General features: G+C 31.9%; 24 protein-coding genes and 1 pseudogene. 5 read left to right on the plus strand and 20 right to left on the minus strand.

Annotated elements, in window-relative coordinates; translation table 11 throughout:
- Nucleotides 1-86 precede the first annotated feature (86 nt).
- The 3 genes from HA144_RS02040 (at nucleotide 87) to HA144_RS02050 (ending at nucleotide 1,128) form a co-directional block, all read left to right on the plus strand.
- Nucleotides 87-452: a GIY-YIG nuclease family protein gene (locus HA144_RS02040; protein WP_209041975.1), complete on the plus strand. Its 366-nt coding sequence runs from the start codon at nucleotides 87-89 to the stop codon at nucleotides 450-452.
- 63 nt (nucleotides 453-515) lie between these two features.
- On the plus strand, nucleotides 516-701 hold the full coding sequence (locus HA144_RS02045; protein ID WP_209041977.1) for a hypothetical protein: 186 nt from the start codon (nucleotides 516-518) through the stop codon (nucleotides 699-701).
- 25 nt (nucleotides 702-726) lie between these two features.
- The gene (locus tag HA144_RS02050) at nucleotides 727-1,128 is read left to right on the plus strand and encodes a very short patch repair endonuclease (protein WP_209041979.1); all 402 of its coding nucleotides are present in this window, start codon (nucleotides 727-729) and stop codon (nucleotides 1,126-1,128) included.
- On the opposite strand, the gene HA144_RS02055 is transcribed toward HA144_RS02050, so the two are convergent.
- The 9 genes from HA144_RS02055 to HA144_RS02095 all read right to left on the minus strand — a co-directional run bounded on the left by HA144_RS02055 (nucleotide 1,121) and on the right by HA144_RS02095 (nucleotide 11,338).
- Entirely contained in the window at nucleotides 1,121-1,924 is an 804-nt protein-coding gene (locus tag HA144_RS02055) for a DUF6339 family protein (protein WP_209041981.1), read from the minus strand. The two genes, HA144_RS02050 and HA144_RS02055, sit on opposite strands and share 8 nt — an antisense overlap.
- A complete protein-coding gene (locus tag HA144_RS02060; RefSeq protein WP_209041983.1) occupies nucleotides 1,924-2,787 on the minus strand; it encodes a hypothetical protein in 864 nt (287 codons plus the stop codon). Before HA144_RS02060 ends, HA144_RS02055 begins: the two co-directional genes overlap by 1 nt.
- Nucleotides 2,787-4,808 (minus strand): hypothetical protein, encoded by a 2,022-nt coding sequence (locus tag HA144_RS02065; RefSeq protein ID WP_209041985.1) that lies wholly within the window; start codon nucleotides 4,806-4,808, stop codon nucleotides 2,787-2,789. Before HA144_RS02065 ends, HA144_RS02060 begins: the two co-directional genes overlap by 1 nt.
- Entirely contained in the window at nucleotides 4,808-5,035 is a 228-nt protein-coding gene (locus HA144_RS02070) for a hypothetical protein (RefSeq protein WP_025973737.1), read from the minus strand. The genes HA144_RS02065 and HA144_RS02070 overlap by 1 nt, the downstream gene beginning before the upstream one ends.
- A 62-nt stretch (nucleotides 5,036-5,097) precedes the next feature.
- A complete protein-coding gene (locus HA144_RS02075; protein ID WP_025973738.1) occupies nucleotides 5,098-5,358 on the minus strand; it encodes a hypothetical protein in 261 nt (86 codons plus the stop codon).
- Between the two features lie 229 nt (nucleotides 5,359-5,587).
- Nucleotides 5,588-7,648: a DNA cytosine methyltransferase gene (locus tag HA144_RS02080; RefSeq protein ID WP_209041987.1), complete on the minus strand. Its 2,061-nt coding sequence runs from the start codon at nucleotides 7,646-7,648 to the stop codon at nucleotides 5,588-5,590.
- Nucleotides 7,645-8,358: a DUF6339 family protein gene (locus HA144_RS02085; RefSeq protein ID WP_209041989.1), complete on the minus strand. Its 714-nt coding sequence runs from the start codon at nucleotides 8,356-8,358 to the stop codon at nucleotides 7,645-7,647. Before HA144_RS02085 ends, HA144_RS02080 begins: the two co-directional genes overlap by 4 nt.
- A complete protein-coding gene (locus HA144_RS02090; RefSeq protein ID WP_209041991.1) occupies nucleotides 8,355-9,386 on the minus strand; it encodes a hypothetical protein in 1,032 nt (343 codons plus the stop codon). Before HA144_RS02090 ends, HA144_RS02085 begins: the two co-directional genes overlap by 4 nt.
- A 2-nt stretch (nucleotides 9,387-9,388) precedes the next feature.
- On the minus strand, nucleotides 9,389-11,338 hold the full coding sequence (locus tag HA144_RS02095) for a hypothetical protein (RefSeq protein ID WP_245152796.1): 1,950 nt from the start codon (nucleotides 11,336-11,338) through the stop codon (nucleotides 9,389-9,391).
- A gap of 211 nt (nucleotides 11,339-11,549) precedes the next feature.
- Between HA144_RS02095 and HA144_RS02100 the strand changes: the two genes are divergently transcribed.
- Nucleotides 11,550-12,644, plus strand: a complete 1,095-nt coding sequence (locus tag HA144_RS02100) for a phosphoribosyltransferase (RefSeq protein WP_209041995.1) — start codon at nucleotides 11,550-11,552, stop codon at nucleotides 12,642-12,644.
- Nucleotides 12,637-13,569: a DNA-processing protein DprA gene (locus tag HA144_RS02105; RefSeq protein ID WP_209041997.1), complete on the plus strand. Its 933-nt coding sequence runs from the start codon at nucleotides 12,637-12,639 to the stop codon at nucleotides 13,567-13,569. Before HA144_RS02100 ends, HA144_RS02105 begins: the two co-directional genes overlap by 8 nt.
- 51 nt (nucleotides 13,570-13,620) lie before the next feature.
- Here HA144_RS02105 and HA144_RS02110 read toward each other — a convergent pair whose 3' ends face one another.
- The 11 genes and pseudogenes from HA144_RS02110 to HA144_RS02160 all read right to left on the minus strand — a co-directional run bounded on the left by HA144_RS02110 (nucleotide 13,621) and on the right by HA144_RS02160 (nucleotide 22,409).
- The gene (locus HA144_RS02110; RefSeq protein WP_245152797.1) at nucleotides 13,621-14,055 is read right to left on the minus strand and encodes a thermonuclease family protein; all 435 of its coding nucleotides are present in this window, start codon (nucleotides 14,053-14,055) and stop codon (nucleotides 13,621-13,623) included.
- Nucleotides 14,056-14,060: 5 nt separating this feature from the next.
- Complete coding sequence (locus HA144_RS02115) at nucleotides 14,061-14,411, minus strand: hypothetical protein (RefSeq protein WP_209041999.1); 351 nt, start codon at nucleotides 14,409-14,411, stop codon at nucleotides 14,061-14,063.
- A 69-nt stretch (nucleotides 14,412-14,480) separates the two neighbouring features.
- A complete protein-coding gene (locus HA144_RS02120) occupies nucleotides 14,481-15,767 on the minus strand; it encodes a hypothetical protein (protein WP_209042001.1) in 1,287 nt (428 codons plus the stop codon).
- 246 nt (nucleotides 15,768-16,013) lie between these two features.
- On the minus strand, nucleotides 16,014-16,439 hold the full coding sequence (locus HA144_RS02125; protein WP_209042003.1) for a hypothetical protein: 426 nt from the start codon (nucleotides 16,437-16,439) through the stop codon (nucleotides 16,014-16,016).
- 186 nt (nucleotides 16,440-16,625) lie between these two features.
- Entirely contained in the window at nucleotides 16,626-17,558 is a 933-nt protein-coding gene (locus HA144_RS02130; RefSeq protein ID WP_209042005.1) for a tetratricopeptide repeat protein, read from the minus strand.
- A gap of 32 nt (nucleotides 17,559-17,590) precedes the next feature.
- On the minus strand, nucleotides 17,591-18,055 hold the full coding sequence (locus HA144_RS02135; RefSeq protein ID WP_209042007.1) for a hypothetical protein: 465 nt from the start codon (nucleotides 18,053-18,055) through the stop codon (nucleotides 17,591-17,593).
- Nucleotides 18,056-18,393: 338 nt separating this feature from the next.
- Nucleotides 18,394-19,587 carry a hypothetical protein gene (locus HA144_RS02140; RefSeq protein WP_209042009.1) on the minus strand — a complete coding sequence of 398 codons (1,194 nt, stop codon included), beginning with the start codon at nucleotides 19,585-19,587 and terminating at the stop codon, nucleotides 18,394-18,396.
- Entirely contained in the window at nucleotides 19,584-20,843 is a 1,260-nt protein-coding gene (locus HA144_RS02145; protein WP_209042011.1) for a hypothetical protein, read from the minus strand. The genes HA144_RS02140 and HA144_RS02145 overlap by 4 nt, the downstream gene beginning before the upstream one ends.
- A gap of 82 nt (nucleotides 20,844-20,925) precedes the next feature.
- Nucleotides 20,926-21,771: pseudogene (locus HA144_RS02150) on the minus strand (replicative DNA helicase); the annotation flags it as partial.
- A 76-nt stretch (nucleotides 21,772-21,847) separates the two neighbouring features.
- Entirely contained in the window at nucleotides 21,848-22,033 is a 186-nt protein-coding gene (locus HA144_RS02155; RefSeq protein WP_209042015.1) for a hypothetical protein, read from the minus strand.
- A gap of 55 nt (nucleotides 22,034-22,088) precedes the next feature.
- A complete protein-coding gene (locus tag HA144_RS02160; RefSeq protein ID WP_209042017.1) occupies nucleotides 22,089-22,409 on the minus strand; it encodes a hypothetical protein in 321 nt (106 codons plus the stop codon).
- Nucleotides 22,410-22,445: the final 36 nt, after the last annotated feature.

Here is a 22,445-nt window from a genome sequence, read left to right on the forward strand (position 1 = left end):
TAATTATTCTTAATTTACATTATTTATTTATTTTGTGATTAAATTATCATAAAAATAATACTAATTTGATTTAGTAAATTGTAACCATGGGAAATAATATTAATGAATTAGAGCAATGTGCTTTATATCTTATTCAAGATACAATTAGTGGAGATTTTAAGATCGGTATTAGTAATAATCCTGCTGAAAGAAAAAAAGAAATTAGAAATCAATATAACGTTGGTGATTTAAGAGGAATATCAATAACATGGTTCTTAACAAGAAATGAAGCTTTGTTTTGGGAAAGAAAATTTCATCAAAAATTTAGATTTTGGCATTCGCCCGAAAGAGGAGGGAAAGAATGGTTTAGCCTATCATCTAAACAAGTTAATGATTTCATAAAGTGGATGAGAGCCAGTACAAAAAAGAGAAATGAAAATATTGATACTCTCAGAGAACTTCTAGATTCTTAATTGGCCCTTTAAATGTTTATTTTTATTTATTAGATTGCTTTATGTAAAATCTAATAAAAAGTTATGACACCAGCTGAAGTACTTCAATTATCTAAAAAGTTTCCTAAGAATAAGTCTTTATCAAAATTGATTTCTAGAGCTTTGAAAGAAATCATAGTTGAGGATAGAAAACATTTTGAGGAGATTTTTGAAGGTCTTTATATAGATCCTGTTTCTGATGATTTTGACTTGCCAAAAAAATATTTTTGAGAATACAAATAAATCCATCAATCCAATGAATAAAATCAGTAATCAGAGATCAAGAAATATGTCTGCAATAAAATCAAAGAATACAAAGCCTGAAATCGCTGTAAGAAAACTTTTATATTCAATGGGATATAGATTCAGATTACATAGAAAAGATTTACCAGGTTCTCCTGATATTGTCCTCCCAAAATATAAAACAGTTATCTTTGTGCATGGATGTTTCTGGCATAGGCATGAGAATTGTAAATATACTTCTACTCCAAAAACAAGACAGGAATTCTGGGAAAATAAATTTAACTCTAATAAAAAAAGAGATCAAAAAATACAAAAAGAAATTATAGATTTAGGATGGAAATTTATTATTATCTGGGAGTGCGAAACTCACAATATCCAACCTTTGGAGGAAAAAATTAAAAGGTTACTTAATTAGTTTTTGATCTATTCAATAAAATTTTGCTTAATTCGAAAATATTTTCAATTATTTTTTCAGGTTCACTTCTTAAAACTAAGCCGACATCATGAACTAGGGACGCTGTGAAAAGTTTTGCTAATTCATTACTAAAATCAGTTGGACTTAGAGAACATTTCTCATGCATTTTCGAAATTATCAACCTGTAGAAGGCCTCTAAAAAACAGGTTCTATATACAACGTCACATCCCCATCTCCTTTCTTGAACGTCAAACCATAATTGCTGAGAACCCAGCATTATTTTTGTAAATTTATATTTGTCATTTGATTGAAGAAATAATAATTTTGTATCTTTTTCCCAAGGTGAAACAGTTAAAAATGTACCCCACCATAATCTTGAAATAGCATTTCTTCTAAATGCCCGCCTATCATCCTTATCAAAAAAGAAATGTGAATTAATTAAACCTCTATCTTGCTCTTTGTTTTTTAATGGCCAACGCTTGATCGTATATTCTTTAAATTCTCTATGGGTTAAAGTGGCCCATAAACACTTATTAGAAGCAGCTATTGGGGTTAAATTTTTTAATGCTTCATAAATTATAATGCCGCTTTTAGAATCACCTTTTACATCTGAATCTAATTGGCTGGTTATCAAATTTATATCAATATCTAATCTTGTGGGGGTTAAAGACTTTTCCTCAAATAAAAAATTTTCATCTTCATTATATTTGGAAAATAATTCGTTTATTTCAGTTTTTTGAACTTGATAAAAAAGGTCATTGTATTTTGTATTTTTAATTATATTTATTGCGGTCATTAATCTTCTTCCTCTGAATTTTTTCTTGCGTTTGCGTTGTTGGAAAGATATGCAATACCTCTATTGATTGGATCCTTAAGAAGTTTTGAAGCAATTTTAAGTTCTTCTTCATTAGATAAATTTTTAACTTCAATCATTTGCAATAATTTTGAATACCAATCTTCATTAATGAAAGTATCATTTTTCTTATCTTTGATAAATCCAATTGCTTGGGTTAAGACTGGTAGAACAATTGAGCTATGAAGAATAGGTCCGGTTGTCGGATCAAGATTTCCATATTGCTCATAAGTCTCATTAGGCAGTCTAATAATTATTTCATCGTTTTCAAAACTTACTAAAGTTTCTGGCTCATCAAAGTTAGTAACTTGAATGAAACTAGTAGGTTTACTTAAATAAGGATCAAATTTATGGTCAATAAGGTCATTCCATTCAGGGGTCTTAGCTAAGATATCATTCATCGAAATAAAAAAAGGATCATCATAATCTTCAGATACTAATTCTGTTTTAATAAGTTTTTCAACATTACTTTTAAGAAAGAATTGATAAGTAACATCACCATTCAATTTCCCAAATTCAAAAAATATATTAAATTCATTATCTTTAAAATCATCAAAATAAATATTAGAAGTTTGTTGAAAATAGCTTCTTGCACTATTAATTATCAAAGTAAGATGAGCCTCACCATCTCTGAAAAGATTTAATAGAACATCATCATTGATTTCAGGTTTAGGAAAAGAAAAAGTAACACCTAAATTATTTTCATGTAAAGTCCATTTAATTTTAGAAAAAGTAAAAATAGCTTTGTCTTGATAGTCCTCGTTATTTCCTAAAACGGGATTTGTGTAGGATATTTTTTTAACCATTAATAAGCACCTACAGCAAAATTAAATTCTGATGAGAATTTTATTTCAAATTCAAAGGAATCATTTTTATAAAGTTCAATATTTTCAAATGCTAAAAGATTTTTATCTTTGATGATTTTATCTGAATTTATTAACTTAAATTGATTAATAGGAATAAATTGATTTCCTTTTTCATCTAGTGCAAATCCTAATCTAAGCTTTCCTTTTATTTTCTTTAGAGCTTTGATTTTGAATTTTGATACTTCTTTATCATATTTACTTCTTGTTCTGATAATTTGGACAAGTTCAGAAGGTATAAGTGATTGGTTTTCTCCTTCCGGGTTTTCTTGAGCATTTCCTTTTCCTTCTCCTGCTCCATGACCTTTACCATCATTAGCAATCCCATCCCCTCCATGATCTCCTTCGTTCCCTCCAGAATCTCCTTTAGATGAGGGTGTCTTCTGTATGACAATAGAAGGCTTTTTTCTCTTCTTATAAGAAGGAACCGATTCTATAATTTTTGGATCAATTATCAGATCTAAAGTTTCTAGGTCATCTTGATTATTTGATGAATTATTGTCCCCTCCTATTGAGTTACCGTCAAAATTATGAATAGGATCTCCCCAGAGTAACTCTGATAAACCTGGAATATCAGTTGAATCTTTGATTTTAGGAGTTAATTCATCAATTTTTTCATGAATAGCTCTTTTAAGAGTTCTTAGAGCATACGTGCATTTATGTATATCTTTTGGGCTACCTTTGACATGTTTCGCATGGAGATCTGTATGAGTTACATCTTCTAATCTGGATAATAGAATATTTCCTGCATCATCATTTATCTCGCATACAGCTTGATAAGGGAAACCTGATTCTCCTCTAGAAAAACTTTGTATTGTCATAAGAGGTTTTCTCATTATGCAATATTGATTTTTTAGAGATTTATCTTCTTTATCCGCATAGATCGTTAGGTCTACATCTCCAAAATCTTTTGTTTTTAGAGAGATTTGCTTTTTGTTTGATTTATGTTCATCACTGCATTTTAAATATCCTTTAACTAGCGATGCATCGCTTCTCTCCCAATATTCTTGACCAAGTTTTTCAATACAATTTTGCTCAACAATCTCTCGGAACTCATTTAAATTTTCATAGTTGAACTTATAAAGTAATTGATCTTCATCAAATATTTCGAATTCAATTTTTTTTCTTCTAACTGCTTTAAAAAATGCATACATCAATCCCATAGCTAGTCTTATATCCCAAAACTTTAGGTTGTCTAAATCATTAAATCCCCAAACATAAATGTCCGTTCCATATTCATTTCTTTTAATAGGAACAATAGAGTAATCAATTTCATTACCTCTATATGAACTCCAGCCGTCACCATTAGGGTTTGTAACGGCATAATACCCAACTTTCTGAGTTTCCTTAGTGTCGGAAGGATCAAGGTGAGAACATAATTTTGATCTGCCAACATAAAGGTCTTCTTTCCCATTTATTGGCTGAATGTGTTTTGAATAGACAGTTATTGCTCTAAGTGTAGAGAAATTTATAAAAGCGTTTTTACCCTCTCCGTATGTTCCGGCACTCATTTCACTATAAGTACTGAGATTTTGTGACTTGAAAAATTTGAAATAAGGATCAATTTCTGAATCCTCTTCACCATAAAGTCCAGTGGTATTAAAATCACTTATCACTAAAACTCGAATTTTATCTTGTTTTATTGTGTCAATAGCCTTATCAATTTTTCTTAATTCATCCCCTGTCCATTTATCTGATGAAGAATAAAAATTTCGAGCAGCAATAAGTCTTTTTAAATAATTTTCTCTTCCAGGGAATAGATTTGTATCAACTGTCTTTAGTGTATATTTCATCGAGACTGTCTTACATCCATCTCTAAGAGCGCCAATACTATTTTGTGCACTTTCTCTCCCTAAATTATCTGTTGTTTTAAAGTTATCTGTGCTTGAGTCACTAAAACCTTGGAATTCACCTCCATTTAAAGGAGGGAAGAACCAATTCTTTGCATTTTCAGTTTGAGACATTATTTGAGTTTGAATGAAGAATCGCTGTTAGTACCGGAATCAAATTTTCTACAAATCTCGTTAACTTTATCTTTAAGAGCTTTTTTAATTTGTTGCGATTGTTGCTCTGTGTAGGAATAGTTGCTTTTGTTTGCAAGATTTCCAACTAGGTCTAAATATTTGAGAGCTTTTGGAACTCTCTTATTAGCCAATTCAATAAAGTGTTCAGAGTTATTTTTTGTAGCCAATTACTTTTCCTGTTTATAAGAATTTAATTATTGCATTAAAAATTAAATGCAATATATGAGATTTAGGCTTTCAAAACAAAAGTCTTTTTTGCCGTCTCATTCGCAGGGGTAAAAGCTGCAAGTGCTTTATCAAGTTCAGATTGAAGGAATTTTTTGATATTTTTAATATCTTCCTCTGTATAGTCTGACCTTCTTGATGAAAGTTTTGAGAGGATATCCAGAGCATAGGCGACTTTTTCTACGCGGCTGGTGGCCAATCTACAGAAAATATCTCTTCTGGATTCGACCGAATTTAAGTCTTGAGGAATAGATTTAGAAGTCATAATTGAAAAATAGAATGAATAAATGAGAGTAAATCTGGTGCTCACCCAGGAAAAAACAATAAAACCTGCCCTGCTTTACCCCATATCAAGGGTGCTATAGCTCTCAGACTGCGTATAGAAGTCATCAGGACACCAGATAAACTTACTATGTACTATATATATATCGAAAATATTTGTCAAGTTATTCATTTAAACCGTACATATGTAATATGTACGGATTTAATTATTGTCAGGCAGCTTTATTATTGCTTCCCTTAAGAAATCCCTTTAATTTATTTTTGATAATTGCTTCTGTATCTTCTTGCTTCGATAGAGCTAGCAATGAGCAATAGCCTGTTCCTTCCTTATCTGTCTCAAGTAAATGACCTATATGTATATCTCTATTCATATTGCTGAATTTTAAAATTTCATGATCAATATCCATGATCTGAGAAATAATTCTGCTAATAAATATTGATTGTTTTATTTCTGTGGTTAATCCAACTGTAGCTAATGCGCCTCTCACTGAATTCCTGGAAAACAAATCATATTCTTTTCTTGTGATTTCACTCCAGTCAATTTCATCTTTTATAAGTTCTTCAGCAATCAGTTCTAAAGAAGGGATATATTTTTCAAGACTAAAACTTTTAATTTTCATTTTTCTAGCTTTATCTTGCAGAAAAATCTCAGGAGCAGGCCAAAAGTTTTTTAATCTTTGATAGGTATCTTTTTTTCTTTTTTCAAGATCTTTATCTCCAAGGATTGCTGGTTTATTTTTTTCTTTATTATTTTTTTTGAAAGTCTCTGGAAGTAAATTTCCAAGACAAGCGTTCCATGCCCTTATATTGCTTGGAATTATTTTTCTACCTTCCCTTTTTTTTGTCCAGATAAGTTCAACTTCTTTTTTATTTGATTCATACCAGTTAATAAGATTTTCTCTAAGTTTGGGCACTACATCGGGTTGAGTAAATTCTTTCTCATTTTTAATCGATTTCATGAAAGATTTGCCGAGTTCAAAAGCAACAATCGGTGCAACGGCTTCTCCAATTTGGTGGAATCTATTTGATGGTCCTCCATAAAAATTGAAACCATCTGGGAAAGACTGAACTCTTGCCGCTTCTCTTACTGATAGGGTTCTATTCTGGTAAGGGTGAATATACCAATAACCATCTTTTGACATATGCGCAGTTATTGTCAGACAAGGTTCATTAGGTTTGAGAATATTGTATTTATCACCAAAACTCATTTTCTGATTTTGCTTTACTTGCTTACCTTCTCTGAAAGCTTTGCTCGTAACTGAATATCTTCTTTGCTCTTCAGATAATTGGGAATATTTGATCCCAGTTGATCGCATTAATTTAAATGTCTCAAGATCATCTTCCCTTACTTTTCTTATCAGATGATCATGAATCATCTCGTCATCAATATCCAACCAATCCCTCATTAATTTCTGATAATCGTTTTTTGGTCCTTCATAGCTATATTTTTCATCCCACTTTTCATCCCATCCTCCTTTAAGTGGAGGGAGATCTGAAATCGCCTCGTCTAATGTGACTGCCTCTTCGACATAATCATATTTTGGCTTTGGCCATTTCAAAGGGGCGCATTCATTTATTTTTGTTCCGGAAATAAATAATCTTGGCCTTAGTTGAGGTACTCCATATTGCCATGCATAAATTAATTTAGGATTTATGCGATAGCCAGCTTTCTCAGCTCTATTAATTATTGATCTATATATTTCCTGCTCACCTGTCTGCGCAATATCAGTAACATTCTCCATCAGGAAAGCTTTTGGTTTAACCTGCTCCACTATCGAAATAAATGATTCCCATAATTCTCTTCTATCTTCATTCAGTTCCTGATGTTGAGCAGAAACTTCTTCGTTATGTTTTCTCCATTTGATATTTCGGGAGAAAGGCTGACATGGCGGTCCACCTGCAATAAGTGATATTTCTCCACACTTATTAAGTTGTTCTGAAATTTCATTAATAACTTTTCTTTTGCTTAAATCACATGCATATGAACATCCACCAAAGTGATGTCTGTGAGTCATTATTGAATCGTTTCTGATATCGCAGGCCAGTATTACATCGAAATTTGCACGATGCAGTCCAAGGCTTAAACCACCGGCACCTGAAAAAAGGTCAACAGCAAAATAAGGTTCTTTTTTTATTGATCGAACTTTTGCTGCATATTCAGGAAGTTCATCAAAACTGCAGGAATCTATATGTGCCTCAAGTTCTGATGAAGGACCTCTTACCGGACTTAATCTATGTGGATCAGTTTTCCCAACTGCATTTTTATGAATCATGCAACCTCTTCACTCTGAGTATCAATTAACTGCTGGAGTTGCTCTTCACTTAAAAGGTCAAGGCATATTGAACCTCCAAGGGAGTTGAGTTTTCTTATTGCAATTCTTACTTTGCTGTCTGGTAATTCAACTAGCTTTTCAGTGAGTATTCTATTTATCTTTGGGATCAGGCCAAATTCTCGATCACTTAAACCAAGATGAAGTTCCTGACTGGTAAATAATTTTTTGACTAGAGAATAGTCAGAATGATCATTCTCCATCATCCTGTCAGCGGCAAAAAATAGTCTTGAGAAAGTATTCCTGCCATGTCCATTTATTGATGATGTCCCAAGAAATCTAAGTGATGGAACATGTTTCTTCCCTGTTCCAACGGTAAATCCATCTTCAGGATCAACGGGAATATTACCTCTCCATCTAAGCCACGGAATATTTGGATATCTTATTACGCATAGCCAGTGCCACATCCTCATATCAGTAAGAATATGAGAAGGCAGAGATTTGAATGTTGTATGAACACACTCAACTAATCTTGCATCCAGGTTTGCACCAATTATTTTTTCGAGAATAAGTTGATCTATAAGTTTTGAGAGATTCGTAAGGTCAACCGTGCAGTTCACTTCCTCTACACTTACAGAATCCGGATTCCTTAAAGCAGAGATAAGTCCATTACTTATCAGAGGTGATTTCAATCTGAAGAGTTTTTCGCTCATGCAACCTCCTCTTTTTCCAAGTCAGTTGGAATCTCTGATTCAAAACTGCATCCTCTAGCCATTATTTCGGCCAATTCCAGAATCTTTGTTTCCTGCTGGATTATTGAACTCATTTTTAGAATAAACTTCTGAAAAGATTCGGGTGATCTAAGTTCATTAGCAAGAGCAACAACCGCCTCATGTGGAGAAATATTTGTTTCAAGAAGATTCTTGGAAAATAGAGATAGAGTCTGAAGTTGTGATGGCGGCAATTGCTCAACAATTTCTTCACTGCTCAGGTCACTGTTTGTATTCAACATATGCTGGATGGAGTTCATCGAAATCGAAATAAGCATCGTCCAAACAGTGGAACAAATTGCGGTGAAGATGATATCTCTCTGAAGGGAATTGATATCTTTCCTCAAGGCCTTACTCATCAGAAGTTTTTTCAATGATGCAGTCACATCTGCATTCATTTCAATTACTGGAGGTTCACTTGGGATTAATCTCCATAACTGATCTTTAATTTCAGGAGGAAAGGATTGCCACTTTATGTTGAAGATAGAGTCATTATTAGCTTCGGCGGTAGCAAAACGAATTGTATGAATCAGACTTCTTCCAATTATCTGACCCATTTCTGTGGCATAGCCGCTCCTTGATTTTTCTCCAGCAAATTGTTCTGTTCTTACAAGAAGTGCTTCTGCCCTGACTTCTTCTCCATTTAAAAAAGGTATATAAGAAGTCTCGGAAAAAAAGAATCCACCACCACCATCCTCTAAATCAATTATTTCTCTTCTACCTGTTGATCTGCTTATAAGACGGCATATGAATTTAACAGGAGGATTTTCCCTCTCTGTGGGATGAAGAGTTTCTTCCCATTCAAATGGTGCAGTTAGCAATATTTCAAGTTTTGTCTTTTCAAGTTTGCCATTGAACTTGAAAGTAATTCCATTGCTTACTTCCTGAATTACCTCTTCAGAAATGCTGTCTGGAGCTGTTATTCGAAATGCTCCATCAAGATCTATTGTTTTCCAGGGGACAAAATGCATAATTAACCTACCTTCCTAAAGCCTGCAATTTCAGGGTTTACTCCAGATGGAGGTTTGACTATGCACTCAAAAGGAACTGATGAAAATTGGTTTTCAGCAGAGAATACAAATCTCCTTGAATCAGAGTCGTCATATGAAATATATTGTTCACTCCCCATAAGTCGCATATCACTTATTCCCCACATTTCTCCCTGGCCACTGTCTGCAATGCTCTGGAAAGATAAATGTACTTTTGCAGTTCTGTTTGATTCACCTGATCGTACTAATTCGCCGGCTATTCTCCATCCATTGGCTTTTTTAATGAAGGAGCATTGATCTCTATCTATAACAACTTCAAGTGCTGAACTTTTTGTCTTGGATAGACTTTTCTTTTCTTTAATTCCTCTTCCAAGATTAATCATTCTTTTAAGCATTTCTGGTCCTTCATCTGGAGGAGCAATAAATGAAGTCAGTAAGTTCTGAATAAGGATCTGCCTTAGCTCATATCTGATTCCTCTAAGTCTGTTGGCATGACCTCTCCATGTATAACTTTCTCTCAGTCTTCTTGTTGTAGGCAGCCAGTCATCATGAGTCACTGGTTCACCTGCACGGAAATATTCTTCAGCGAATGCGTTATTTTCCTTGCTCAACTTTGTCTTGTCAGATTCGGCAATCTCATTCAATGATGTACCTACAAATGCAGCTGCACAATAGGAACCTCCATCACTTAACTTTGTGCCTTCGGCATAATCTATAACCATTCCAGAACCCCTTATAAGTGCAATGTTTGAACGGCATGGCAGACATTCCTCTTTCGAAGAGACTCTTGTAACTCCAAGTCTGACAGTACTTTTGAGCTCATCATGAAGAAGTTCAGGATTGTCTGAGGGTTCCACTCTTCTAGGTATGGGAAACTCAACATCAATTGAGGAACTGTCGCCAGGGAATAATGATTTTGCACCTTCGAAAGGTTCGACTCTTCCGCACTCAACGAATGGAGACCATATTTCATCAGCACGCGCTTCAGATATATATTCAGCTGATTTCCCCTCTTCCCGAAATACTCTTGCTTTGAAATCAAGTCTTTCCCAGCTGATTGCAGGCCAGAACCATTTTGATGCAGCTTTTGTGAAATCTCTGCAGAGCTCCTCGGGATTTCTTATCCCTGATGAACCGGTGTCATCGCGATCAGGTTCATGAAAAGTTGGGATGAGGATAGTTGTTCCGCACTCAGTTTCATTGTCACGATTGAGAAGAATTTTTTCTGCATCTCTTTCTTTCATCCAGGTGGATTGTGCAATGGGAATTCCATCTTTTTCACTTTCAGATCCCATGTAGGCTCCATCAAGCCATGATTTCCCGTCCATTTCATGAGCGGGAATTTCGCTTCTTCCGAAAATTCTTAATTTCTTTCTGCCTTCAATTCTTGATGAGAAAAGAACAGTGAATATTCTTGAATGCATCCAGCTGACTGCCTTTCCGAGTCCAAAGCTTCCTCCTAATCCAGACTCTTTTCCGGTTGAAAAATTCTGCACACATAGCTTACGGAAATTTCCTTTCTCGTCCCAGTCATCACCTGTCAGACCATCAGTTCCGTAATCACTGATTTTCAGACACACCAGATCAGATGATTTCATGGATTCAAGTCCGGCCTTCAGGGTGAGGGCAGTTCCACTTGAACCTTTCACTGATGAAAGATGAGGGATAAGAGTTTCACTGTTAATTGATTTAAGAAATTTCTCTTTTTTCTCTCCCTTGAGCACTATCAGATCAAAAAATATTTTCACCTTTTTATCCTTTCTCTGATCGAGACTGTTCTGACAGATTTCTCTAACAAGTGTTTCCAGCAGTGATCGTTTTCTCTGTGATCCGCCTGCTTCAAAAATTTCACTTGCGGCATTACCACCACTGGATCTACCCTGTCCAAGTGATGGTGTTCCAATCCATTTCAGTTGTGTCTTTGCTGTTTTCAAATCCCCTTCAGACACTATATAAAGCGTTAATAAATGATAGATGACTTGTTCAGATTGTCATCTCAACGCTAGAGAATTGCAACATTTAAAAGACGAAATCTCACAATTAACTAGAGATTATATGTTTGAGAAATAATTTTGGAATCATTCAAAAAATCCAGAATTATATGTATTTGTGATGAGCAAAATGCTCAACTACAAAAATAAATTTATGGCAAACTCAACTTTAGATTTGATCCCCAATGATATTTCTTGGTTGAAAAACTCAACTAAGTTAATTGAATCTAAATTTATAAAATATCAATCTATACAAATTTATCATCCTAAAAATTCTTCAAATTTTGGTGACTCAGATCAAAGACTTTTAGATTTCAAGGATTTTTACAAGTTTGATAATAAAAAATGTTTTGATGCAGTATTGTTTTATTCCGAATGTCTCAGAAATATTATTCCATCTAATAAGAAAATCTATCTATGTTGCGTTCCCTCTAGCAAAGCTTATACTAAAAATACTTTGGCTTATCTAATTGGAAAATTGTCAGCCGGTACAATAATTGATGGCTCTGAATTACTTGTAACAATAAAGAACAGACCTGAAAAGAAAAAAAATTATAAATTTACTAATGAAGAATTAGCTTCAACCATAAATGTTAAAGGGAAATACATTCCAAAAGATTATCAAATACTTCTTTTAGATGATGTTGTAACGACTGGCCAAAGCTTTGATGTCTGCAAAAAAATGATTGTTGAAGCAGGATTTAATAATCAAATAACATGTCTAGCTCTGGGTTATACCGCTAGGAATTGGCATCCAAAAACTTTGGCAGATGAAGTTCAAGTAACAAATTCTTCTATTGAACCTATTAATAAATCTGATTATCAAAGAACACCCCCTAAAGTAACAAGTGGCAGATTTGATGATCTAAAACCTAATAAATTAGAAATTCATAAAGATGATATGTCTAATAAGTTAAAAGGTAAGGCTTTGCTCGAAAAAATTAGCGGGCATTCAAGCTCGAATATTGATGAAATTGTTATCACATGTGGCTATATAAAAAGGAAAGATAATTATGGAAATGCATATCCAGACTTTAAAAAATTTAATGAAGCTTTAAGGACTGCAAAAGAAAAACGTTATAAATATGAAGAAGAAAGCGAAAAGACTTTCGAAGTGAAAAGTAAAAAATTACCTAAGAAAGTTGATGATTTTAAAAACTATATTAAGAAAAAGCAAATAAAGGAAAATGTTAAGAAGAAAGTCAAGTCATTTTTAAGCAAGATTATTAATTTTTTAATAAATGATTGATTTAACTTCAAATATTTTAACTTTGCTCTCATTAGACGGCTTTGGATTAGTCAATTCTTATAAATTGCTCTCATCATTAGAGAGTGTCAGAACTGACAATATTATTGAGGCCCTTAATAAAAGGGAAAATTTCTCAATCAGTAGTGCTGAATGGTGCGCAAAAAAAAATAAATTTCTTGAAATGCTAAATAAATCACAAGACCAAAATATTTCAGCAATCCCTTTTACTTCAAATGATTTTCCAAAGGCTCTTAAAGAATTAAATGATTTTCCTTTAGTAATTTTTATCAAAGGTAAATCAGAGGCTTTAAATTTTCAAAATACATTAGCGATTGTTGGCACAAGAAATCCAACAAAATATACTTGTGATTATGCTCCTGAAATTTGCAATATTTTCTCTTCTAAATCTCAAAGCATAATAAGTGGTTTGGCAATTGGTTGCGATACAATTGCTCATAAGGCAGCTATCAAGATGAGTGTTCCAACTGTTGCAGTTCTCCCGAATGGTTTAGATCAAATATATCCGAAAGAAAATGCCAACTTAGCTTCTGAGATCATTGATTCTGGAGGGTGTCTTGTATCAGAATATCCCATAGGTATAAACCCTCATAGATATCAATTTGTGGCAAGAGATAGAATCCAGGCTGGGCTCTCGAAAGCTGGCTTGCTATTAGAAAGTTCAGCAAAAGGAGGGTCTATGCATTGTATAAGGAAGTTAGAAAAATTAAGAAGAAAAATTAGTTATTTAAGTCCTCAAAACGAATCAAAATATGATGAATATTGGTCAGGTAACAAATCACTAAAATCTTCAGGAAAGTTTACTGAGATATTTCCGCTTGCATCAGCGGAGGCAGTTATCACACAAATCAATGATTTATTTATCAATACTCCCTTTAAAAATTATGATCAGACCACACTTTTCTAAACAAGATTAGTTAATTAAAAAAATAAAATAAATGCTTTTTTGCGGGTTTATCTAAGTCGCCCAATCACATTGAAAAGAGTATTTCCTATAAATTTTCGCAAATCCATTTTTAACCATAAGTTTTTGGATATTTGTCCCTTCTAGAAATATTTCTGCAATTGTTCTTCCATATCTGTCAGTATCAATTCTTTTAATTGTGACTTTTTTATTTGATAGTAAATTATTTATAAATTCTTTAGAGGCTTTAGCTTTTAATGGGTCTGCATTCTTGCCTTGAAGTTCGGGAGCGTCTATGCAGGCAAGCCTTATTTTCTCGCCACTTTCAGTTGTGCAAGTATCACCGTCATAGCAATTTTTTATTTTTACCATATTCAAAGTAGCTTTTGTGTTTAATAAATAAATTAATGAGACTACTGAAAAAAGTAAAAAAGATACCAGAAGAATGGTACCTTTTGAAAATCTTCTTCGTAAATATTTTCTAAACATATAAATTATAAATATTTATAAGCTTTGTTAATAGCTTTTACGCCATCTTTTTTACCTAATCTGCATTCAGAATTTAAATGTCCTTTTAAGATAGAGACGGCTTTTTCTCCATTTGATGTGTTTAACCAAGCATACATATGTCCATAACCATTTTGATATAGGACATCTTTTGTATATCTATTAACTTCGTAATTATTTATATAACCCTGATCTGCATAACATTTTGCTGCTGCATTAACACCTATTGCATAACTTTTATCAAGAAGGTCTGATTTGGCAAATGCAGGGCCAGAAAGAAGAGTAAAAGATGCTGCTAAAGGAGCTACTACTCTTTTAGATAAAGTTGATAATTTCATTGAATTAATAATTTCTTGTACATTTTCTATTTGTTCTCAGTTTTTAAGATGATTCCAAATTGATAGTCTTTAGAAATATCTTTTTTTACCTGTACTTCCTATTGTGTAGCGGCCCCCTCTTGGCCCCGTATAAACGGGACTTAATCCTCCTGAGTTGTTGTAAATTATTTCTCCAATTGATGGCCTTATTAAGTTTCTAGTTGTTGTTAATGAACTATATGATCCACCATTATTTTGATGACTATATTGCCAATTGCTACTTATATAACTTGTTACCATCCCTGAGGCAATTTTAGCTGCGCGTCTATTTCTTGTGAAGTACCAGGCTAATCCTCCAGCGACAAGGGCTGTTCCTCCAATTATTAAGGCCAACTCACTTTTAGAAACTGTTTTGCTTCTCTCAATAACGCTGTTTTTTTGATTTGTATTTTTTTGAGGTTCGGCTAAATAATTTATTAATAAGAGACTTTCTTTTTTATTAAAAAAACCACCATTACATAATTTTAGATTTGAAATTGCCTCCTTTACAGCTTCTTTACTTTTGCCAGCTATCGATGCAATCTCTTCTTCTGAAAAAAGATAATCTTCTCGCACATATTTGATTGGTTGAGATTTACTTAGTTCTATAGCGTTCGTGGTTTTTTTGTTATTTAAGGTAATATTTTCTTCTTTTAGTTTGTTATTAGGTTGAACTTGCTTTTCAGAGATGAAATTTTTTATTTTAATCATTTCTTTTTCGCTATACAAGCTGTCAATCTTTAGATCTAGTTCAAGAATAACTTCTTCTAAAGCTTTGATATCAGTTTCAGTAATGTAAGAAATCTCTTGAATCGAAAAGAATTCATCATGAGTTTTAAACCCAAATGTATTATTATTTAATTCACTTAAATCAATAGCTTCAGGGATTTTTTTTATGTCGTTATTTTTTTTTGGTTTTAAATTATTTTCCCTGTAAATATTATAGGAATATTCAATTTTCTCTTCAAACCTTCTTGATAAATGAACAAGAGTTTTGTCACTTATATAATCACTTTTAAGTAAGCAATGATCATATCTAAAACAAATTAAAAAAGGACTGTTTGAATCTTTTCTTTCAAGAATTTTAGATTTTATTAAAAGTAATTTATTGTTAAAGTTGCTAATTAACACCTTTACTTCCTCTTCTGATAATTCTTTAGGAAGAGAACATTCATGATAAAAACTGATTATTTCTAGATCGTCAAATGCTTTAATTAGGATTTCTAATTCACCTTTAATAGAACACCAGTCTTTATCTACTAATTTTGCATCTAGGTAGGCTTTATTAAAAATATTTTCTATATTTGACCCGGATAGTTGATGAAGTTTAAAATCCATTTTTTTTTCATTGTGGGATTTTTCCCTTTACATTTCTCTTTTGTTCCTATTCTTTTTTATTGATTCCAAAACCTCCAGATTTATAAATATAGTTATCCAAAAAAAAATCTCCTTTATTAAAAGGAGATGCTTTGTTTGTCGGGGGATGGATCGTCACAATCAGACGCCTTGTCTTCCTCTTTTGAGTATTTTATAACTTTCAACTTAAGAAAGTTTCAGGCTCCCCGACAAAGTTTTAATTAATTTTTATCTTTTTAGAAAGATCTCATCGTAAATTTGATTTGTGAAGAGAAGATGTCTTTCAACCATCCTTGTTAATTTAACCAATGTCTTTCCACTTATTGATTCGTGTTCAAGAATTACATGATTATATTTAATAGCTAAGCATATTTCTCCATCTTCTGTATTTGAAACATAAGCTTTAAGCATAATCATTTTCTCATTAATTTCTTTTGCAAAACGATTAGCATCTTCTTCTGTAAAATCTTTACTAAAGTAAATCCAGTTTTGATACTGGAGGATATTTTGCTCGCTATGTGCAATTAAAAGCATATTCCTTTCGCCATTTATTGCGCAGAATTCAGTGTCCTTTACGGTTTCTGCTTCAATGTATGCATTATTAAAGATGCTTGTTAGGTTTGAACCAGATAATTGATGAAGTTTAAAATCCATTTTTTTTAATGATTGTGGGGTCGTTCCCCGTTACATATTCTTTTAGTTCTGATTAAAAAAAGTGATTCCATTTTTGGATTTTTTATTTTTATTTGATCTTCAATTTTCAAAAAAAATAAATAAAAGGAATCCAAAAATATGGATTCCTCTTAAAACTTCTAGGGTATTAAATTAATTTGAATTTTTTCAGTAGTTTTGTGATGATAAAAGACTATTTATGCTCTCTTTAACATTTCCAGCATTACTGCATTCATTAGCTTTTTTATTTGCATTCTTATATCCAAGATCAGAAGCCTTTATCCAGTCCTGGCAAGCCTGATTATAATTTCCTTCGAGATTGTTATAGATTGCTCTTCCAAAGAATGCAAATCCATCATCCGAATTAATTTCAATGGCGTTTGAAAAATCATTTATTGCCCCATTATTGTCTCCGATCTGACCTTTTGAATATGCTCTTCCTATAAATGAATAATCATCTTCAGGATCAATTTTTATCGCTTTTGAATAATCTGATATAGCTGCATAATAATCTCCTGCTTTTTCTTTTACATAGCCCCTAGCACTATATGCATATGCATCTTCAGGATTAATCTCAATGGCAGAAGTTAAATCTTTAATTGCTCCTTTATGGTCACCAATGTCAGACTTTGCATAGCCTCTATTTATAAATGCTTTCTGATGCTGATCATCAATTTCAATTGCTTTGTTGTAATCAGATATGGCACCGTAGAAATCTTTTAATTTATCTTTAGATAATCCACGATTATAAAAAGCTGAAGCTTTTTCAGGGTTTATTTGAATAGCTCTTGTATAGTCCTGAATCGCACCTTCATGATCATTCAGATAACTTTTTGAAAGAGCTCTTTGAAAAAGTGCATAATAATCATTTGGATTATTTAAAAGAATTTTTGAATAATCAGTGATTGCTCCTCTATAGTCTTTTGAGGAATATTTTTTATCTCCACTTTCTATAAGAGATTCATTATGGTTGTTGTGGCTGATATTTTTAGCGATAACAGTTTCAGTATTTTTGTTAAAAGTCTGATTCTGTTGAGCGAATAAATTACCGACTGGAATTAAAGATAAACTTGCAGCGATAATAAGAAGTTGTTTTTTCATGATTTTGTAAACTTTATTTGAACTGTTTTCTTTTAGTTCTCTTTTCTTTTCTTTGATTCCTTCAACATATTATTAATGAAGATTTGTCCTGCTTCAGCCATATCAAAATTTCCGAAGATATCTCTGATAATTGTTGCTGCTATAGCATTTATGTGAACAGCATTCTTAAGATCAAGTACTTCATTAAATTCCTTAACATGGGCGTATCCCACATGGTCAACCGTGTACCAACAGGAACAACCTTTTACTGATTCAAGATCATCAGGATCGCCGTCAACATAACTGAAATTTGCAGTCTTATCATCATTAATGCTCATTAACATTGTTGGAACTTTATGCTCATCTTTAAATGGTGTGCATTCCCAATAAAGTAAAAATATATTATTAAAAGCCTTAGTCAGATGTTCTGGATTTACGCCCTGGTAAACATTAAATCTTTCGTCTGGTCTGTAAACAGCGCTATTTGAAGTTTTGGTTTTGAAAAATAAGTTTTGCATGATTTGTAAATTAATCTATTAATTCTTTGTTCTGAATTATCTAGACTGATTCCAAAAACTTCATAAAAAAACCACCATAAGTGGGCTTTTTTTATCTGAAAAAAATAAAATTAGATTGAAAAATTTTTATTATTTATATTGGATTCAAATTGCGTTTTTGACTGTATTTCACTAGTTGACCAAGTGGTCGAATTTCTAATTGAACGAACTAAGTATTTAGTTGTAAATGCAGAAGCAAAGGCAACTGTATAATTCTAAATTTGGATAAATTGGCATTAATAAAACCAATACTAAAGTTAAATTTCTTATTTTCTTATTAAATGGCTCCAAATTAAAATTTACTCACATTTAATATTTTCAATAATTTCCTTTCGGGCTTTATCTATTACTTTAGAATCTGGCGCCTTTTCTGATAGAAGTAAAGAAAGAGAGGTATTCCTATTATCCTCTAAATTTTTATCTATAAACTTAATCCAGGATCTTTTTGATTTGCCTAGTTTATTTTCTATATCACTGGTTTTTAAGAAAGTTTTCTTATCATCTATTTTTAGATTAATGATTACATTAGATCCCATTCCAGATGTTGATGGTCTCATTGATATCTGATAATTATTATCTTTACTAATTTCTTTAATAGGCCAATTTATTGGTCCTTCAATTTTATTTTTTGATGATGCTGTCTTACTCCAAACAATATTTCCATTTTCAGAAATTTTTATTTCATTAAGAGGTTTCAATGGATAAATTATAGGTTTATCAATATTGATTAATGATTCAAGTTGATCATTTGCATTTGTTTTAGCAATAGGAGTAAGAAGGCATACTTTATTTTTTTGGCTTGTAAAGCTTCTTGTAAATGAAGTGACTTCATAAGATACAGGAGATAATGTTGCTATCCCTCCAATCAACTTTGGCCTAAATATTTGAGGACCAAATAATGCAACTACAACAGTACCAGTAATAACGGAACTTGAAACTTTTAGTCTGTTTTTGATTGTATTAAAATTAATTAAAGATGATTCTTTTTCTATGAAAGTTCGCTCAATGGAATCAGAATTTAAAAGTCGCACAAATCTAAATAGCCTATCAATCCCACCTTTGAAATCATCTGTTAAAAGAGTTATTTCATTATTATTTATTTTTTTGTTCTTTATTAATTTCATAAATTCGTCACTCTTTAAAACCCCTTTAAAATGAACAATATTTAATTCATCTTCAACTTGTACTGCTAAAAATAATTGTGGACCTTTTTTCTGAATTCTAGAGTTTTTTAATGGAATAGATATTTCCTCAGAAATCATTCCTGTTGATACTATCTGTATATCAAATTTATTAAGAATTATTGATCGCTCAGGATTATCTAAATCTAATGATGGTCCAAGAGGTAAATCTAATTTTTTTTCTTTAAGAACTTTTTGTAGACCTTTTATGATTAGCTCTCTATTAGAAAGTTTAAATTCTTGGTCTAAATATATTGAGTCCTCGGGAATTGGAAAAGCTTGTGGAATATTATTCATATTTGATTGATTCATTTATTTATTTCCTCTTTAATAATTTTCCTTAGAATAGATCCCTCTTCTCTTAGTTCCGTATTTAATAAATGATTCCTTAATCCATCTACAAATCTTTCTATTCCATCAGGATCATTTCTTAGTGATGCAAAATCATTGATTCTTAGAAGTTCAAATGCAGCATCTTGGGCAATTTCTTCTGAAATTTTCTTTTCAGGAATCAACTTACTTACCCATGCCTGTTTATGGTCGCATCTGCTTGCAATATCTCTTTGACTAAAACCATCTCCATATAATTTCCAAGCTTCTTTTCTTGATATATCTTTTTCCCATTTCTTTTTATCATTTTCAATAAGATTCTTAATTGTTTTTGAACAATAAATATTTAATATTTGATCTACTTTTTTTACAATTTCCTTACCTGAAAATTCATCATTATTCTCCTGAAAATTCTCTAATTGTGATTCTTCATTATTCTCAAAATTTCGCGCATTTTCAGTACCAGCAATATATTGTCTTAAGGCCTTATCTATAAGAAGTAAATTCTTAATGTTTTCTTGAGGAGGATCTAGTGAAAGCAGGAAATCTTCGTCTGGATACCATCCTGAGATTTTACCCGTCCGATTTCTGTAATTCTCTTTTTCTTTTTTGTATATCTTTATATAAGATTCATATATCTTTTCAACCTCTTTTAATTTTAATTCACCCTCTCCGCACCTATTCCATGAATTAATAATTCTGGTTTTTGAACTATCTGCAATCAATGCCCAGGGACTAATTAAGAGAAGTCCACAACTTTTTAAATAAGATTTAAGTTCGTAATTTCCTTGTACTTTATTTTTTGTCCATGTAGATAAATTGGATAATTTAGGATTGAATTCTGAGATTATTTCGGCACTGAATGGTTTTATGAATTTTCTTTCTTGCATATTCTTCACTGTATTCCAACAGAAAACTTTTTTTAGAAACCTCCTTGGATTATTTGAGTCTGATGGCAAGCGAAGAAAATTTTCTCCATAGTCATCGAGCAAGATTATCAACATTTCATTTAAATTAATCTTTTCATATCCATTTGAAAACTGTTTATATATCAAATTAATTTTTTCATAAATTGGAAAACTAACCCTACATCTCAGTGCTAGAAGCGGATCTTTTGAATCCGGTTCTTTTTTAGTTATTTTTAAAAGTTCCTTATCAAAAGTATCAGAATATTTTTTTGATAAAAGTTCATGGTCTTTCTCAAAATTTGGATCAAAAAATAATTCCTTTCTCTTCACTTTCGAGGAAAAAGAATCAAGGAAATATATGTTGCAGTAATCCTTTGACAAAACGAGATTAAACTACTTGTAATATCTTAAGCTAAATTGCAAGATTTCTAAATCTTGTATATTGAGGTTCAAATAATAATTTGACTGTACCAACTGGCCCATTACTCTGTTTGGTAACAATGATTTCTGTTATACCTCTATCCTCAGTTTCTGGGTTATAGTATTCGTCCCTATAAATAAAAGCTATCAAATCAGCTTTATTTTCAATTACTTCTGAGTCTCTAATATCACTGAGCATAGGCCTTTTGTTTAGTCTTTTTTCTAATTCTCTGTTTAATTGAGATGTAATTATTACCGGTACTTCAAGATTTATAGATAAAATTTTTAAATCGTTCAGGATTTTTGAAAGCTCATCTTCTCTAGAAATATTTTGACCTAAAGTCTTATCTTCTAATAGTTGAAGAAAATCAATAACTATTACACCAAGATTTTTTTTATGATTATTTTTTACCTCCTCACAAAATTGGTAAATTTCTGAAACTTGTATCGTTGATTTATCAATTAGATATATTGGGCTCTTACTATATGAATTTATTGCCTCTCCTAAAAATGGCCATTCATCCTGAGTTAATCTTCCTGTTCTAAGTCGACCAGATTCTATGCCAGTGTCCATTGAAAGTAATCTATAAGAAAGCATTTTTTTGCTTGTCTCCAGGGAGAAAAAACATACTGGTAAATTATGAAATTGGCCTATATTTTTTGCGATATTTAGTACAAATGAGGTCTTACCCATTGAAGGACGTCCTCCAATAATATAAAGATTTCCTGGAGATATTCCTTGAGTCATCGCATCTAAATCATAAAAATTCATCGCTTTGCCAGCTTCTGAATTGCCAAGTGATCTTGATTCAATTTCTTCAAATACTTTGTTTAATAAACCATCTATTTTTGATTCATCAGTATTGAGTGATTGTTTGTTTTTCATCTTTAAAGTGCAAATTTTAAATTAATTTTTATCCAAGCCATTCTCTAAACGAATAAAGAGTTGCTGGTATCCAAAATAAAAATAAATGTGGAATAAAAAAGCAAGGAATTAATCCAATAATTAAACCAAAAGTAATTGAAAAAAAGTTATTTTTTTTGGAAGAGGTCTTTCTTTTTGAATATTCCTTTAAATACTCGTTAAATTCTTTTTTCATGATTTTTATATATGAATTTTATTTTTAGGCTCCATTATTGGAGCCTTTAAAATATCTAATTAAGAGGTCGCTTGAAATTGTAATAGTGAAAAGTAACACCATTTGAAGAAACATCTTGATTAACTACATGACTTACTAATTCCCATCCTGCAGCACCAAGCTGATTAAGTATTTCGTGAAGAGTTGGAACAATCACGTCATCACCAAAATTATTTCTCCAGGAGCGTATTCTTTCTCCATCAATGTCTAAGAGATTTATTTCTTGAGTTATTCCTCTACCTTTGTAGTCAAGACGAATATGTTTATATTCATAAGTAGTTAAACCTTGAATATTCTTTTGATCATTAGGGATCAAATCTAAAGTTGAGTTTGTCATGATTTAATTTGATTGTTGAGCATTTTGCTCTTTACA

Origin of the sequence: Prochlorococcus marinus XMU1404, assembly GCF_017696175.1 — a bacterium.
GTDB classification, from domain to species: domain Bacteria; phylum Cyanobacteriota; class Cyanobacteriia; order PCC-6307; family Cyanobiaceae; genus Prochlorococcus_A; species Prochlorococcus_A marinus_X.